This window comes from Rahnella sp. AA, from assembly GCF_002834385.1.
In the GTDB taxonomy this organism is placed as follows: domain Bacteria; phylum Pseudomonadota; class Gammaproteobacteria; order Enterobacterales; family Enterobacteriaceae; genus Rahnella.
Map to the genome: position 1 here is coordinate 560013 of NZ_PITQ01000002.1, position 15584 is coordinate 575596.

The 15584-nt window shown below is 51.1% G+C and carries 15 protein-coding genes; 6 read left to right on the forward strand and 9 right to left on the reverse strand.

The window, feature by feature from the left end; translation table 11 throughout:
• Positions 1-33: 33 nt before the first annotated feature.
• On the forward strand, positions 34-1023 hold the full coding sequence (locus CWS43_RS07350) for a bile acid:sodium symporter family protein (RefSeq protein WP_101076251.1): 990 nt from the start codon (positions 34-36) through the stop codon (positions 1021-1023).
• 54 nt (positions 1024-1077) lie between these two features.
• On the opposite strand, the gene CWS43_RS07355 is transcribed toward CWS43_RS07350, so the two are convergent.
• The 3 genes from CWS43_RS07355 to zipA all read right to left on the reverse strand — a co-directional run bounded on the left by CWS43_RS07355 (position 1078) and on the right by zipA (position 4398).
• A complete protein-coding gene (locus tag CWS43_RS07355) occupies positions 1078-1320 on the reverse strand; it encodes a DUF3820 family protein (RefSeq protein ID WP_101076252.1) in 243 nt (80 codons plus the stop codon).
• 1 nt (position 1321) lies between these two features.
• Complete coding sequence (ligA, locus tag CWS43_RS07360) at positions 1322-3343, reverse strand: NAD-dependent DNA ligase LigA (RefSeq protein ID WP_101076253.1); 2022 nt, start codon at positions 3341-3343, stop codon at positions 1322-1324.
• 71 nt (positions 3344-3414) lie between these two features.
• Positions 3415-4398, reverse strand: a complete 984-nt coding sequence (gene zipA, locus CWS43_RS07365; RefSeq protein WP_101076254.1) for a cell division protein ZipA — start codon at positions 4396-4398, stop codon at positions 3415-3417.
• 223 nt (positions 4399-4621) lie between these two features.
• Between zipA and cysZ the strand changes: the two genes are divergently transcribed.
• The 5 genes from cysZ to crr all read left to right on the forward strand — a co-directional run bounded on the left by cysZ (position 4622) and on the right by crr (position 9590).
• Positions 4622-5407: a sulfate transporter CysZ gene (gene cysZ, locus CWS43_RS07370; protein ID WP_101076255.1), complete on the forward strand. Its 786-nt coding sequence runs from the start codon at positions 4622-4624 to the stop codon at positions 5405-5407.
• A gap of 221 nt (positions 5408-5628) precedes the next feature.
• Positions 5629-6594, forward strand: coding sequence for a cysteine synthase A (gene cysK / locus CWS43_RS07375; RefSeq protein WP_101076256.1), 966 nt, complete (start codon positions 5629-5631; stop codon positions 6592-6594).
• A gap of 402 nt (positions 6595-6996) precedes the next feature.
• Positions 6997-7254 carry a phosphocarrier protein Hpr gene (gene ptsH, locus CWS43_RS07385; RefSeq protein ID WP_013574433.1) on the forward strand — a complete coding sequence of 86 codons (258 nt, stop codon included), beginning with the start codon at positions 6997-6999 and terminating at the stop codon, positions 7252-7254.
• Positions 7255-7304: 50 nt separating this feature from the next.
• Positions 7305-9032 (forward strand): phosphoenolpyruvate-protein phosphotransferase PtsI, encoded by a 1728-nt coding sequence (ptsI, locus tag CWS43_RS07390; RefSeq protein ID WP_101076257.1) that lies wholly within the window; start codon positions 7305-7307, stop codon positions 9030-9032.
• Positions 9033-9080: 48 nt separating this feature from the next.
• Complete coding sequence (gene crr / locus CWS43_RS07395) at positions 9081-9590, forward strand: PTS glucose transporter subunit IIA (protein ID WP_101076258.1); 510 nt, start codon at positions 9081-9083, stop codon at positions 9588-9590.
• A gap of 82 nt (positions 9591-9672) precedes the next feature.
• Here the strand turns inward: crr and CWS43_RS07400 are convergent, their stop codons facing one another.
• The 6 genes from CWS43_RS07400 to CWS43_RS07425 all read right to left on the reverse strand — a co-directional run bounded on the left by CWS43_RS07400 (position 9673) and on the right by CWS43_RS07425 (position 15583).
• The gene (locus CWS43_RS07400; RefSeq protein WP_101076259.1) at positions 9673-11022 is read right to left on the reverse strand and encodes an ATP-binding protein; all 1350 of its coding nucleotides are present in this window, start codon (positions 11020-11022) and stop codon (positions 9673-9675) included.
• Positions 11003-11686: a response regulator transcription factor gene (locus tag CWS43_RS07405; RefSeq protein ID WP_101076260.1), complete on the reverse strand. Its 684-nt coding sequence runs from the start codon at positions 11684-11686 to the stop codon at positions 11003-11005. The genes CWS43_RS07400 and CWS43_RS07405 overlap by 20 nt, the downstream gene beginning before the upstream one ends.
• A gap of 102 nt (positions 11687-11788) precedes the next feature.
• A complete protein-coding gene (gene cysM, locus CWS43_RS07410) occupies positions 11789-12673 on the reverse strand; it encodes a cysteine synthase CysM (protein WP_101076261.1) in 885 nt (294 codons plus the stop codon).
• A 185-nt stretch (positions 12674-12858) separates the two neighbouring features.
• Entirely contained in the window at positions 12859-13566 is a 708-nt protein-coding gene (locus CWS43_RS07415) for a M23 family metallopeptidase (RefSeq protein WP_157825356.1), read from the reverse strand.
• A gap of 32 nt (positions 13567-13598) precedes the next feature.
• Positions 13599-14438, reverse strand: a complete 840-nt coding sequence (locus CWS43_RS07420; protein ID WP_232776729.1) for an A24 family peptidase — start codon at positions 14436-14438, stop codon at positions 13599-13601.
• Between the two features lie 17 nt (positions 14439-14455).
• Positions 14456-15583 carry a hypothetical protein gene (locus CWS43_RS07425; protein WP_101076263.1) on the reverse strand — a complete coding sequence of 376 codons (1128 nt, stop codon included), beginning with the start codon at positions 15581-15583 and terminating at the stop codon, positions 14456-14458.
• Position 15584 lies beyond the last annotated feature (1 nt).

A 15584-nucleotide genomic window follows, 5' to 3' on the forward strand; every position in this document is an offset into this window, starting at 1 on the left:
GTATTCCAATACGACTTAATCAGAGAAAAAGTTATGCGCTTTTTACCCGATCGCTTTACCCTCACCCTAATCGCTACCGTGCTGCTGGCGACTTTTTTCCCGGCCAGCGGGATGTTCGTCGCCTTTTTCAATAATCTGACTATTTTCGCCATCGGATTGCTGTTTTTCATGCACGGCGCAAAACTCTCCCGCGAAGCTATTTTCCAGGGTAGCAATAACTGGCGACTGCATTTGTGGGTGATGTTCAGCACCTTCATTTTGTTCCCGATCCTCGGCCTGCTCTTCCAGTGGTGGCACCCGGTTGACGTCAGCCCGCAGATTTACAGCGGTTTTGTGTATCTGTGTATCCTGCCGGCGACCGTGCAGTCAGCTATCGCATTCACTTCTCTGGCGGGCGGAAACGTCGCGGCGGCGGTGTGCAGCGCCTCAGCGTCCAGCCTGCTGGGCATTTTTGTTTCGCCGCTGCTGGTCAGTTTGCTGATGCATGTTCAGGGGGAAACGGGCAACGGGCTGGAGCAGGTCGGGCATATTGTGCTGCAACTGCTGGTGCCGTTTATTGCCGGGCATTTGCTGCGTCCGCTGATTGGCGGTTTTGTGGAGCGTCACCGTAAGATGATCGGCAAAACCGACCAGACGTCGATCCTTCTGGTGGTGTACTCCGCGTTCAGTGAAGCCGTCACGCAGGGGATCTGGCATCAGGTGGGCATCGGTTCCCTGCTGTTTATCGTGGCTTTCAGTCTGGTCTTGCTAGCCTTCGTTCTGGTCATTAACACGTACATGGCTCGCTGGCTGGGATTCAGTAAACCGGATGAAATCACCATTGTGTTCTGCGGCTCCAAGAAAAGCCTGGCCAACGGTATTCCGATGGCCAATATCCTTTTCCCGGTCAGTGCAATCGGGATGATGGTGCTGCCGCTGATGATTTTCCACCAGGTGCAGCTGATGACCTGTGCGGTGCTGGCGAAACGCTATCAGAAAAAACAAAAGGAAGTGGCGCTCAGGCAGGCGCAGGTGACGGAGTAATGTCAAAAATAAAGGCGCTGAAATCAGCGCCTTTATTATCAGGATGAAACGTTGTTATTCGTCCGTGCCGCCTAAACCCGGCCCGTTGCGGCGCAGCGGATTAATCAGGCTTTGCAGCCCTTCGCTTTTAATCGCCAGCGTCAGTTGCATCAGTTCGCCGAGTTTCCCTTGCGGGAACTCGTCTTTGCGGGCGAACCACAGTAAGTATTCTTCAGGTAAATCAATCAGCACTCTTCCGGCATATTTACCAAAAGGCATCACCGTATTGGCGATTTCAATCAGATCTTCTTTTTCCATTTTAGTCGCCCAGCAGGCGGATCATCTCCGCTTCGTCGATGACTTCAATGCCCAGTTCCTGCGCTTTCGCCAGTTTTGAACCCGCCGCTTCACCGGCGATCACCAGGTCAGTTTTCTTCGACACGCTGCCGGACACTTTTGCCCCCAGCGCGGTCAGACGATCTTTCGCTTCATCACGCGACAAAATAGACAACGATCCGGTCAGCACCACGGTTTTACCGGCGAACGGGCTGTCGATTTCTTCCGGCACAATGACCTGAACTTCCGGCCAGTGAATGTTAATTTCCGGGCTCAGCAATTCGTCGATCACCTGCTGGTTATGTTCTTCAGACAGGAAATTCACAACGTGTTTCGCCACAACATCACCGACGTCCGGCACGGTTTTCAGCGATTCAATATCCGCAGCTTTCAGTGCGCCGACGGAGCCATAATGCGCTGCCAGATTGGCTGCTGTGGCTTCTCCCACTTCACGGATACCCAGCGCATACAGGAATCGCGCCAGCGTGGTTTCTTTCGCTTTTTCCAGCGCATTCACGACGTTCTGCGCTGATTTTGGCCCCATGCGATCCAGGCCAGTAAGCTTGCCTGCCGTCAGGCGGAACAGGTCAGCCGGGGTTTTGACGTACTCTTTATCGACCAGCTGATCGATAATTTTATCGCCCATGCCGTCAACGTCCAGCGCACGCCGCGAGACGAAATGCTTCAGCGCCTCTTTACGCTGAGCACCGCAAATAAGACCCGCAGTACAGCGTGCCACGGCTTCGCCTTCGACACGCTCGACGTCTGAATGGCAAACCGGGCAATGTGTGGGGAAAACCACTTCACGCGCATCATCCGGACGCTCATCCAGCACCACGCCCACGACCTGAGGGATAACATCCCCGGCGCGACGAACGATCACCGTATCGCCAATGCGCAGGCCAAGGCGCTCAATTTCGTCCGCATTGTGCAGCGTGGCATTGCTGACCATGACACCGGCGACCAGCACCGGTTCGAGGCGGGCAACCGGCGTTATCGCACCGGTACGCCCGACCTGAAACTCAACGTCTTTGACCAGCGTAATCTGTTCCTGAGCAGGGAATTTAAACGCCGTGGCCCAGCGTGGTGCGCGCGCCACAAAGCCCAGCGTTTCCTGAATATCCAGAGAATCAATTTTGACCACCACACCGTCGATATCAAAACCGAGTGACGGGCGCTCTTGCTCCACCTGACGGTAAAACGCCAGTACGTCGTCGCTGCCGGTGCACACACGGACACGGTCGCTGACCGGTAAACCCCAGGCTTTTAACTGTTGCAGGCGTTCGAAATGGCTGCGAGGCAGTTCACCGCCCTCAAGCACGCCGATGCCGTAGCAGAAGAAAGTCAGCGGGCGTTTAGCCGTAATACGCGGGTCAAGCTGGCGCAAAGAACCGGCCGCCGCGTTACGCGGATTGGCAAACACTTTGCCACCGGTACGACGTGCTTCTTCGTTCATTGCTTCAAAGCCCGGCTGTGGCATAAAGACTTCGCCACGCACTTCGAGCCGCTCCGGGATATTGTCACCGTGCAGGCGCAGCGGAATGGCGCGGATGGTGCGCACATTGGCCGTGATGTTCTCACCGGTTGTACCGTCACCACGCGTGGCTGCCTGCACCAGTTCGCCATTTTCATACAGCAGGCTGACGGCCAGGCCGTCGAGTTTCAGCTCACAGCAAAACGTCAATGGCTCAGCCGTTTTCAGCCGGTCCTGCACACGCTTATAAAACGCCAGATAGCTTTCTTCATCAAATACGTTGTCCAGCGACAACATCGGCACCTGATGCTTCACCTGCTCAAAAGCGGAAAGCGGCATCGCGCCTACACGTTGTGTCGGAGAATCTGCGGTCACCAGCTCCGGGTGCGCGGTTTCCAGCTCACGCAACGCCCCCATCAGGCGGTCATACTCAGCGTCAGGGACTTCCGGTGCATCCAGAACGTGGTACTGATATTCGTGATGGCGCAGCTGAGTGCGTAAATGATTGATCTGTTCTTCGATAGTGGCCATGACTCACCGTGGAGATAAAAAACCCCCGGCAAGCGGGGGTTAGAGGAAAGGGTATTTCACGAACACCTGCATCAGGCGATCGCTTCGAGGACCTCGCGGATCCGCGCTTTATACGTTTCGAGCTTCTGCGGCGTAATCATACGACGCTCATCATCAAGCACCATTGCACCAACATCATCAGCAATGCGCTGGGCTGACTGCAGCAGCAATTTGAAATTCTGATGGGCATCGCCATAGCATGGCACCATCATGAACAACGTGACACCCGGCGTGGAGAAGTCGGACATATTGTCAGGATCAAATGACCCAGGTTTGACCATATTGGCCAGACTGAACAACACCGGGCCACTGCCTGCAGGGCTGACGTGACGATGGAAAATATTCATAGCGCCAAACTGGAAACCGGCCTGAAGCACGCTGTTAAGCAAGACTTCACCGCCAATCACCCCGCCCTGATGTGCTGCAACGTGCAGAACCAGAACAGTTTCTTTCAGTTTTGCCTTCTCGGCCGGTGCTTCTTCAGCTGGGGCGAAAGGGGCTGACTGAGGCTCTGCTTTTGCAGCAGGAGCCACATCCGCATGGATTTCCTGTGGCGGTACCGGAGGCTGTTGCCTCACTTCTGGCGCAAAATCAGATACAGGCTCACGACGCGATGTGACCTCAGGTGCCGCAGCGGAATAGCCGCTCAACAGCGGATCGTCTTGCACAGCAGGTTGCTGGGGCTGCATTGGCTGTTGAGAACGAGAGACCGGTGCAGGCGCTGGCTGCGCAGGGGGAACCTGCGGCTGACGTGATGGTGCAGCCTGCTCTGGCTCATCATACTGGCCTAAAGTTGGTTCATCCTGAGGATAGGCAGGACGCACGCGCACTTCTCCCACCCCATCGACAAAGTCTTCTGGCGGAGATTGTTCCCGTTCTTTTTTCACACGTTTAGCTGGACGATCGCGGAAAAGCGAAGAGCGTTCTTTACGGCTGGTCCACAAACCGTGTAACAACAACGCTATTATGGCGATCGCGCCAACAACGATTAATATCAGACGCAAATCCTGCATCATTGCTATCTCTGTTGTTCCAATTCATTGCCACCACGGCAAACATTCACAATATTAACTCTATTTGCCCACGTAGATAAGTGCAAGTCTCGACTCTACTTTCTGCTAATAAATAGGGTAGCTGCACCTTTTTTTGCTGTTTTTTCAGCCAATCCACCGCTAGCCAGTGGAAAATCATACCGATATGATAGCCCATGTCATTCAACTCAGAGAGAAAATTTCGTTTATGACTTCATCGCAAAGCGCCAGACAAGAAAACGGCGTGCATTATTTCAGACAGGGCTGGACGCTCATTTCCTTACCCGGAATACGACGTTTTGTGATTTTACCGCTGGCCGTGAACGTTGTCCTGATGGGCGGCGCATTCTGGTGGCTGTTTACCAAACTGGGAGAATGGATCCCGGCGATGATGAGTAAAGTCCCGGGCTGGCTCAGCTGGCTGGATTATCTGGTCTGGCCGGTTGTCGTGCTTTCCGTGCTGCTGGTGTTCAGCTACTTCTTCAGCACCCTTGCCAACTGGATAGCCGCACCGTTCAGCGGATTGCTGGCAGAACAGCTTGAAGCACGCCTGACAGGCAAACCGCTGCCGGACAGCGGCATCTGGGACATCATGAAAGATCTGCCGCGCATCATGAAACGCGAATGGCAGAAACTGGCGTATTACCTGCCCCGCGCCCTGCTGCTCTTTGCGCTGTACTTTATCCCGATTATCGGCCAGACCATCGCCCCGGTGCTGTGGTTTTTCTTCAGTGCCTGGATGGTGGTGATCCAGTATTGCGATTATCCTTTCGATAACCACAAAGTCAGTTTCGCAGATATGCGCCGTTCACTAGGCAGCAACAAAATCGACAATATGCAGTTCGGCTCACTGGTCAGCCTGTTTACGATGATCCCGGTGCTGAATCTCGTTATCCTGCCGGTGGCTGTTTGCGGGGCGACCGCCATGTGGTGCGATCGCTATCGCAGCGTCTATGTGAAAAATGATATCGATGTAAATAGCATCAGAAAATAAGGTCGCGATCGCCGTCGTGACCTTCAGCCGCCTGCGGGCGGCTGCTTGCTACGCTTGACATTTCTCCCTCAAACTTATTTCTTAATAACGTATCGATATACCAAATACCAAAACCTTACTTCACTGGGAAAGCGGTTCGCGTATGCTTTTCTGATTCCCACTAATTTCATAGTGTTGAAAGCTTCACACCGTGAATATTTCATACAGTTAAAGGACGGGTTATGAGCAAGATCTATGAAGACAATTCATTAACAATTGGCCATACGCCACTGGTTCGCCTGAACCGTATCGGTAATGGTCGCATCCTGGCTAAGGTCGAGTCGCGTAACCCGAGCTTCAGCGTCAAGTGCCGTATCGGCGCAAACATGATTTGGGATGCCGAAAAACGTGGCATTCTGACTAAAGATATTGAACTGGTTGAACCAACCAGCGGTAACACCGGGATTGCGCTGGCCTACGTTGCCGCTGCGCGCGGTTACAAACTGACGCTGACCATGCCCGAAACCATGAGCGTTGAACGCCGCAAATTGCTGAAAGCCCTCGGTGCCAACCTGGTGCTGACAGAAGGTGCAAAAGGCATGAAAGGCGCGATTGCAAAAGCTGAAGAAATTCAGGCCAGCGATCCGGATCGTTATCTGATCCTTCAGCAGTTCAGCAACCCGGCGAACCCGGCTATCCACGAACAAACCACTGGCCCGGAAATCTGGGAAGATACCGACGGCGCAGTTGACGTGCTGATTGCAGGTGTCGGTACTGGTGGTACCATCACCGGTACTGGCCGCTACCTGAAAAGCAAAAAAAGCAGCGTGAAGCTGGTCGCCGTTGAACCTACTGACTCTCCGGTTATCACCCAAACGCTGAACGGCGAAGAAGTGAAGCCGGGCCCGCATAAAATTCAGGGTATTGGTGCCGGTTTTATCCCGGGCAACCTGGATCTGGAATTGCTGGATCGTGTCACACTGATCACCAATGACGAATCTATCCAGATGGCACGACGTCTGATGGAAGAAGAAGGTATCCTGGCTGGGATTTCTTCTGGTGCAGCCGTCGAGGCCGCAGTAAAACTGTCTAAAGAACCGGAATTTGCAGATAAGACTATCGTGGTTATCCTACCGTCTTCCGGCGAACGCTATCTGAGTACCGCATTGTTTGCAGATTTGTTCACCGAAAAAGAATTGCAACAATAATGCCACATCCTTAAAAGCGTCTAAAAAAGCACCTCAAGGGGTGCTTTTTTGTGGACTGCGTCAAAGTTTACACCACTCTGCCATTGATTTTCGTCGCCAGGTTTAGTATTTAACCGGACAATTATTTCGATGCTCGAAATTAATCGCTCGCTTGATGCCACCCCGCTGAATCGATTTACCGATTTGTTACATGAGGGTAAAAGACGGCATAATGGGGGAATAACAAGAAAGCTTGGATCTAGGGCAAAGTGTTTTATCGCTGAGTGCGCTATTTTCTCTTTCCTGTTGCATCTGAACCTGCCCCTGAACCATAGTCAGGCGCGAATCTCTACAGGCTAAAGTAAGGCCCATAGGCTAAACTTTAGCTCCACAACATTACTTTAATAAGTTGGGGAAACAACAATGTTCCAGCAAGAAGTTACTATTACCGCTCCTAATGGTCTGCACACTCGCCCTGCTGCACAGTTTGTGAAAGAAGCCAAAGGTTTTGCTTCTGACATCACCGTGACATCAAACGGTAAAAGCGCCAGTGCTAAAAGCCTGTTCAAACTGCAAACTCTGGGCCTGACCCAAGGCACCGTTGTGACCCTCTCAGCTGAAGGTGAAGACGAGCAGAAAGCCGTTGAACACTTGGTAAAACTGATGGCAGAGCTCGAGTAACACACAGCCGCTCTTATATAGTTTAAACCAGTCAAGAGAAAGGTAGGGTTATGATTTCAGGCATTTTAGTATCTCCCGGTATCGCTTTCGGCAAAGCACTTCTGTTGAAAGAAGATGAGATTGTCATCAACCGGAAAAAAATCTCTCCTGATCAGGTTGATCAGGAAGTTGAACGTTTCCTTGCGGGCCGTGCGAAAGCCTCTGCTCAGCTGGAAGTGATCAAGACCAAAGCCGGTGAGACCTTCGGTGAAGAGAAAGAAGCCATCTTCGAAGGCCACATCATGTTGTTGGAAGACGAAGAGCTTGAACAGGAAATCATAGCCCTCATCAAAGACGAGCATGCCTCTGCTGACGCTGCGGCTTTCTCTGTCATTGAAGGCCAGGCGAAAGCCCTGGAAGAGCTTGACGATGAATACCTGAAAGAACGTGCGGCTGACGTACGCGATATCGGTAAACGTCTGCTGCGCAACATTCTGGACATGACCATCGTTGATCTGAGCTCTATCCAGGACGAAGTTATCCTGGTGGCAACCGATCTGACCCCTTCAGAAACCGCACAGCTGAACCTGAACAAAGTTCTGGGCTTCATCACTGATTTGGGTGGCCGTACTTCTCACACCTCAATCATGGCCCGCTCACTGGAACTGCCTGCCATCGTCGGCACCAGTGATGTGACCAAACAAGTTAAAAATGATGACTATCTGATCCTCGACGCGGTAAACAATAAAATCTACGTCAACCCGACAGCAGACGTTATTGATGAGCTGAAAGCGGTTCAGAACCAGTACATCTCTGAAAAAGACGAACTGACCAAACTGAAAGACTTGCCTGCTATCACGCTTGATGGCCATCAGGTTGAAGTTTGTGCCAACATCGGTACCGTGCGCGACGTCGCGGGTGCAGAGCGCAATGGCGCTGAAGGTGTCGGCCTGTATCGTACAGAATTCCTGTTCATGGACCGTGACAGCCTGCCTACCGAAGAAGAGCAATTCCAGGCGTATAAAGCCGTTGCTGAAGCGATGGGTTCACAGGCGGTTATCGTACGTACCATGGACATCGGCGGTGATAAAGACCTGCCGTACATGAACCTGCCAAAAGAAGAAAACCCGTTCCTGGGCTGGCGTGCAATCCGTATCTGTCTGGACCGTAAAGAAATTCTTCACGACCAGCTGAAAGGCATTCTGCGTGCTTCTGCGTTCGGCAAACTGCGTATTATGTTCCCGATGATCATTTCTGTTGAAGAAGTGCGTGAACTGAAAGCAGAACTCGAAATGCTGAAAGTTGAGCTGCGTGAAAAAGGCCAGGCATTCGATGAAACCATCGAAGTTGGCGTGATGGTTGAAACTCCGGCTGCTGCCGTGATAGCTCATCATCTGGCGAAAGAAGTCGATTTCTTCAGTATTGGTACAAACGATCTTACCCAGTATACTTTGGCAGTGGATCGCGGTAACGAGCTGATTTCTCATCTGTACAACCCAATGTCTCCGTCTGTACTTGGTTTAATTAAACAAGTTATTGACGCATCTCATGCTGCCGGTAAATGGACTGGGATGTGCGGCGAGCTAGCCGGTGACGAACGTGCTACACTTCTTCTATTGGGCATGGGGTTAGATGAGTTCAGCATGAGTGCTATCTCTATCCCACGCATCAAGAAAATTATTCGCAATACAAACTTCGAAGATGTGAAAGCGCTGGCAGATCAGGCCCTGGCCCAACCTACGGCGCAAGAGTTGATGAACCTGGTTAACAAGTTCATTGAAGAAAAAACACTCTGCTAATTGCGCGATGCTGGTAAAGCTGCCCAAATTAATGCTTAGGAGAAGATCATGGGTTTGTTCGATAAACTGAAATCATTGGTTTCGGATGATAAAAAAGACGTTGGCACCATTGAAATTGTAGCGCCGCTGTCTGGTGAAATTGTCAATATTGAAGACGTGCCTGACGTCGTTTTCGCTGAGAAAATCGTCGGCGACGGTATTGCTATCAAGCCTGCTGGCAACAAAATGGTTGCTCCGGTTGATGGGACTATCGGTAAAATCTTCGAAACTAATCATGCTTTCTCAATCGAATCTGACAGTGGCATCGAGTTATTTGTTCACTTCGGTATCGACACCGTTGAACTGAAAGGCGAAGGCTTTAAACGCATCGCTGAAGAAGGCCAACGTGTGAAGAAAGGCGATTTGGTTATCGAGTTTGATCTGGCTCTGCTGGAAGAGAAAGCGAAGTCTACCCTGACTCCGGTGGTTATCTCTAACATGGACGAGATCAAAGAGCTGATTAAACTGACCGGTAGCGTGACTGTGGGCGAAACCCCAATCATCCGTATCAAGAAGTAATCAGCCCGACGAAATCAGAAGTAAAAAAACGGCGCTCAATGCGCCGTTTTTTATTGCCTGAATATCTTGTAAGGCTGAACGTTTAACTCTTCCAGTGCGGCACCATCAGGCTTATCACCAGCCCGTGGGGCTGCGCATTGCGAGCATCAACTTTGCCATCATGCGCCAGCATTACCTTACGGGTAATCGCCAGCCCCAGGCCGTAGCCTTTGCCAGACAGCGGCGATTTGACCCGCACGAACGGGTCAAAGATACTCGACAGCTTATCTTCTTCCACGCCCGGCCCCTGATCGGCCACTTCAATTTGCAGATACTGCTCAATCTGCGCCAGCGAAACGGTGATAGTCTGCCCGCGGGCGGAAAAACGCAGCGCATTACGCACCACATTATCAACGGCTCGCCGCATCAGTTCGGCATTTCCCTTCACCGTGTAGTCCATTTCGTCCGGTGCCTCCGGGTACAAAGCAATTTCAACACCCGGCAGTTGGGCTTCATAACGGGCATCGTTAACAACGGCTTCTACCAGGCCATAGATATCAAAATACTCTTCATCCGGTATTTCGCTGCTTTCCGTTCGCGACAGCGCAAGCAGCTCGCCTATCATCTTATCCAGACGCCCTGCTTCATGCTCGATACGGCTCAGTGAAGATTCAACGTTAGACGGATTTTGCCGCGCCAGGCCAATCGCCAGTTGCAAACGGGCCAGAGGGGAACGCAGCTCATGCGAAACGTCGTGCAGCAGCTCTTCACGCGCTTTCACCAGCACCTGTAAGCGCTCGGCCATCGAGTCGAAATCACGCGCCACCTCGGACAGCTCATCGTGCCGTTTGCCCATACTGGAAAACAGACGCACCGATAAATCGCCCTGTGCAACCCGCCCGAACGCTTTTCGCATTTGCAGCATCGGCCTTGTCAGATTCCAGGCCAGTACCAAACTGAATAACAGCCCGCCTAACCCGCCAAGCCAGAGTAACGGCGGCGGCATGTTCAGCAACTCTTTGTGTCGTCTTGGCCGGTATTCGTCCATCAGTCCGGCGACGTCGTAACGGAGACGGTAACCCTGGCCGTCCGGCCCCTGCACGAACTCCACCACTTCATGCGGGATCTTACCCGGTTCCAGATCCTGCATCGTGCTGCCCTGCGCAGGGAGCAGTGAAGGCGCTACCGAGAAGAACTGACGGTCATCTTCCGGCCAGTCGGCCATCATGGCGTTTAACGCCGGCAGACCACCGGAATGGAGCGTGGAAACCGCCGAGGTAATCTGGAGTTTCACAAAACGCCGGGCGATGCCGCTTTCCGGCGGTTCATGCGGATTATAAAACGCAAAAACCACCCAGAGCCCCTGAGTGATTGCCACGAAGGTAAACCAGAATCCCAGCAGGATTTTCCAGAATAGCCTTCCGCGCAAGCGCTTAGCGGATCCGATAGCCAATGCTGCGCACCGTTTCAATAGTCAGAATATCGCCACCTTCCAGTGACCCCAGTTTCTGACGGATATTACTGATGTGTACATCAATACTGCGGTCGTAAGCTTCGCGGGGACGCCCCAGACCTTTTTCCGACAGTTCATCCTTCGACACCACACGTTCAGGGGAACGCAACAACAGCTCCAGCAGATTGAACTCAGAGGCCGTCAGGTCGAAAGGAACACCGCGCCATTCACTGCTGCGGGTCGCCGGATTCAGCGTCAGATCACCGTAGTTAACCGATGAGGAGTCGGAATGCGATTCCTGCTGTTCTTCCACACGACGCAGCACCGCGCGCAGGCGTGCCACCAGTTCGCGCGGATAGCACGGTTTTGGCATGTAATCGTCAGCGCCCATTTCCAGGCCGATAACACGGTCAATATTGTCGCCCTTGGCCGTCAGCATGATGATTGGCAGGCGGCTGTTTTTGCGCACCTGACGCAGCACATCAATGCCGCTCATATCAGGCAGCATAATGTCGAGGATCATTGCGGTGTATTCGCCAGACATCGCACCTTCCACGCCCGCCTTACCAGTCAGCACCAGAGAGGCGTCAAAGCCTTCTGCGATCAGGTACTCACTGAGCATGGTGCCTAACTCGAGGTCGTCATCGACTAACAAAATTTTCATTCTTTATTTCCGCCTGGCTAAAATTTTGGTCATTTTTACCACTAAGCCTGCATTACGCAGCCGCTTTTACTCTAATTTTACATTCAACAGATGAATATAGAATTAGACATCAAAAATGCCAGTCGATAAATAACGATCACCGCGATCGCAGATAATCGCCACCACGACACTGCCCGGATGGCTTCTGGCAACGCGCAGCGCGCCTGCTACAGCACCGCCAGAGCTCACACCGCAAAAGAGCCCTTCCTCGCGTGCCAGTGCGCGCATGGTGTCTTCTGCTTCGCCTTGCCCCATATCCATCACCTCGTCCACCAGCTCAGGATTAAAAATGCCGGGCAGATAGGCCTGTGGCCAGCGGCGGATGCCGGGAATGCTGCTGCCTTCGGCCGGTTGCAGACCAATAATCTGCACGCCCGCATGCTGGCTGCGCAAAAAGCGGCTGACGCCGGTGATCGTGCCCGTCGTCCCCATGCTGGAAACAAAGTGCGTGAGCCGCCCGTGCGTTTGCTGCCAGATTTCCGGGCCGGTGGTGGTGAAATGCGCCAGCGGGTTGTCCGGATTATTAAACTGGTCCAGCACCTTTCCCAGCCCTTGCCTTTCCATATCCAGCGCCAGATCCCGCGCGCCTTCCATGCCCTGTGCACGGCTGACCAACAGCAGCTCTGCGCCATAAGCCCGCATCGACGCCTGTCGTTCAAGGCTCATGTTTTCCGGCATCAGTAATTTCAGCTTATAACCTTTCAGCGCGGCAATCATGGCCAGCGCGATCCCGGTATTACCGCTGGTGGCTTCAATCAGCGTATCACCCGGGCGGATTTCGCCGCGCTTTTCCGCCTGTTCAATCATAAACAATGCCGCGCGATCTTTTACCGAACCGGCTGGGTTATTACCTTCCAGCTTGACCCAAATTTCGCTGTCCAGATCTTTGGGTAACCGCTGTAATCTCACCAGCGGTGTATTACCGATGTAATGTTCGAGCGTACTCACAATATTTGCCTTATTACCGGGCGTTATTGACTATGCCAATACGAAGTTAAGAGGATTCAGACGTAAAAAAAGCGACCTAATGGCCGCTTTTAAGCCTGCTACTGAAGAAAAATTAACAGCAGGAAGAATGATTGGCAAACAGTTGTCAGCCTTATCGGGGATGAACGGGATCAACGAACTGAAAATTAGTGACCTGACCGTTGCAGGCTGTAACGTTTCCCCGTGCTTACCACTTTGAATTCATTGAAAACCTTGTCACCTGGTTTCGCATAAACAAGCTTGTTGCCCTTCTTTATACCAATTCTGGGTTTACCCTCACGTTGAACGATAAACACAATGCGCGGCCCCTCAGGGACAGCAGGCTCCTTCTTAATGCGATCCTTTTTCGGCAAGGGGACCTGAACATTACGACGATATGGAGAAGGCGAAAAAACAAGCGCAGGATCCAGCAACTGCCCCCGGTAGCTGATCTCCAGGTGCAAATGGGGCCCGGTGGTTCTGCCCGAAGCGCCAGAAAGTGCGATCACATGACCTTTTTCCACACGCTGGTTAAGCCGCACGTCAAACACGCTTAAGTGCAGATATTTACTCACCCAGCCATTTTGGTGCTTGATCACCAGATAGCGGCCTGAAATCGGGTCACTGCCCAACTTAGTCACCTGCCCGCTTTCAACCGCGAGGACAGGGCTGTAGAGAGGTGCCGCAAAATCAGTGCCGTTATGCCCGGCATAATGCAAAGTCACCGGATGAAACCTCTGACCAAAACCCGAGGTCACCCGAAGCGGAATGGTTAGCGGCGCGCTAAATGAGAGCAGGCCGTTGTAACGAAGCGGCGAAACACCGTCTGCCGGGTCCGTCTGAACACTTGCATAGGCTGACAGCGAACAGATCATGATCATCCATAAACTTTTCAGCCCAATCTTTATCACGACACAACGCTCACATGGAAAAGAATTAATGCTGCAACCGCAATCGCCGGGCCAAAAGGAATATAGTTATTTTCTTTGACTAACGGGCTTTCTGAAACGCGCAGGACTTTTTCATAATATCCCCACATAACCAGATAGAAGAAACCACCCAGCACTGCCGAGATTAAAATAAGTTCCGGTAGAAAATCTAATCCTAACCATGCAGAAACGGCTGCATATAATTTCACGTCACCGTAGCCTAAACCCTCTTTATGCCGCAGTTTCTCATAGAGCACCATTACGGTGTATGTTAATCCCCAGGAAACAACCACACCTAAAATACATTGTTGTGGTTTCACGGGGATAATGCCAAACACTGAAGCCAGAATACCGCCCCAAAGCAGCATAAATACCAGAGGGTCAGGCAGAAAAAGAGTTTTGACATCAATTGCAGCCAGCGTATATAAGATGCAAAAAAATCCCATGCAGAACACAAACTCAGTCACGCTAACGCGGGGGACTAAATACATCGACATAAAAAGAAACCACAAACCCACCACGCCTTCAGTGATCGGATACTGTGGGGAAATGTCAGTTTTACAAAACCGACATTTCCCTTTCAGCAAAAGCCAACTGATGACCGGTATATTATCCCGTTTCAACACTGGTTTTTCACACTGCGGGCAATGAGAAGGTGGCCACCAGAGATTCACTGGCTTAATACTCTCCTCTTCATCATATTGGGATAAAATCATCAATGGCAGGCGATAGATCACCACATTGAGGAAACTCCCAATAACCAGCCCGACTATTAATGCCAGTATTGGATAACTGGAAAATAATATAAATTCGGCCACAAAAAACCTCTATCTCGTTAGTCACAGGTTACTAAAGGTTGAGCACTTGCCGAGGACATAGGTCTGCCATCGGTTTCAGTTGGCTGGCGTATCTTCAGACGACTTAATGTAATTTTGCTTCCATCAAAAAACTTACTATTCGTCTTACCATCAGAATCTTTGGGGAATTTCCACGAGCCTTTCATATTAATAACCAAGGCGTCAGCTGGCAAAATATTAATTGTCCCATTACGCTTCATAGAGTCATCGGCAAATCCATCGCCAGAGAGAGTTACATTACCTTCAAGATTTGTTTTTACCCAACTATCTACAACTTTTAATACCGTACCATTATTATCATTGACTGCATAAGCTTCCCATCTTGCTACAATTGCACTTACAGCATAAAGACCTGTATCAGAAGTCATATCTACCGGATTTTTATCTAACCCAACGCGAACTTCTATTCTTATTCTGGAAAAACTCCGCATTGGCAAAATAACATCATTCTGACTTTTGTAATCCATTTGATTGTTGCCATCAATTAAGCTATTAATGGTAAAGACTTTTGTATAAGAACCAAATGTTGGATTTTTTACCAGGTCATCGTAACTTTCGCCAGATTGTACAGTTCCTCCATCATATCCATCGTATCCTTTCGGCGGTAATCCCCCAGGGTTGTAACTCCAACTTCTCGCTGGATAGGTTCCACCGAATTCTACGCCGGGGTTTGACGAATAAAATGTAGAAGCGACAATAGGCCCTGAGACATCGCTATTTTTATAGGAGTAATATTTCCCTGAAGGGGTTGGAACGCCCTTAACTTCGGCAGGGAATGTTGGTGTATTCTTTTGAGCATTATATCCCAAATAGTTGCCATAGTATGGTCTATTATCTAAACCTACATAATATATATTGGCCCAGACGGCATTAGCATTACCATTAGCAAAGTTTGCAGGATCAGTATTATTTATCAACACTATTTTCAAAGGATCGTACGGTGATGGGCACTTGCCATTGGAGTACCCCCCCGTTGGTTCAACGTATTTAAAACTACCACCGCTCTCATCAGTCGTACTTTTCTCAGCGGCATAGCCTATGCTACACATGCCTAACCCTAAGAGAACTGATGTTATTTTTAACATAGGTACTTTAATTTTTTTCATG

Coding starts and splice junctions, on each gene's coding strand:
- cysK (WP_101076256.1), top strand. CDS start 5,629: ATGAGCAAGATCTATGAAGACAATTCATTAACAATTGGCCATACGCCA.
- ptsH (WP_013574433.1), top strand. CDS start 6,997: ATGTTCCAGCAAGAAGTTACTATTACCGCTCCTAATGGTCTGCACACT.
- zipA (WP_101076254.1), bottom strand. CDS start 4,398: ATGATGCAGGATTTGCGTCTGATATTAATCGTTGTTGGCGCGATCGCC.
- ligA (WP_101076253.1), bottom strand. CDS start 3,343: ATGGCCACTATCGAAGAACAGATCAATCATTTACGCACTCAGCTGCGC.
- CWS43_RS07350 (WP_101076251.1), top strand. CDS start 34: ATGCGCTTTTTACCCGATCGCTTTACCCTCACCCTAATCGCTACCGTG.
- ptsI (WP_101076257.1), top strand. CDS start 7,305: ATGATTTCAGGCATTTTAGTATCTCCCGGTATCGCTTTCGGCAAAGCA.
- CWS43_RS07415 (WP_157825356.1), bottom strand. CDS start 13,566: ATGATCTGTTCGCTGTCAGCCTATGCAAGTGTTCAGACGGACCCGGCA.
- cysZ (WP_101076255.1), top strand. CDS start 4,622: ATGACTTCATCGCAAAGCGCCAGACAAGAAAACGGCGTGCATTATTTC.
- CWS43_RS07425 (WP_101076263.1), bottom strand. CDS start 15,583: ATGAAAAAAATTAAAGTACCTATGTTAAAAATAACATCAGTTCTCTTA.
- CWS43_RS07355 (WP_101076252.1), bottom strand. CDS start 1,320: ATGGAAAAAGAAGATCTGATTGAAATCGCCAATACGGTGATGCCTTTT.
- crr (WP_101076258.1), top strand. CDS start 9,081: ATGGGTTTGTTCGATAAACTGAAATCATTGGTTTCGGATGATAAAAAA.
- CWS43_RS07405 (WP_101076260.1), bottom strand. CDS start 11,686: ATGAAAATTTTGTTAGTCGATGACGACCTCGAGTTAGGCACCATGCTC.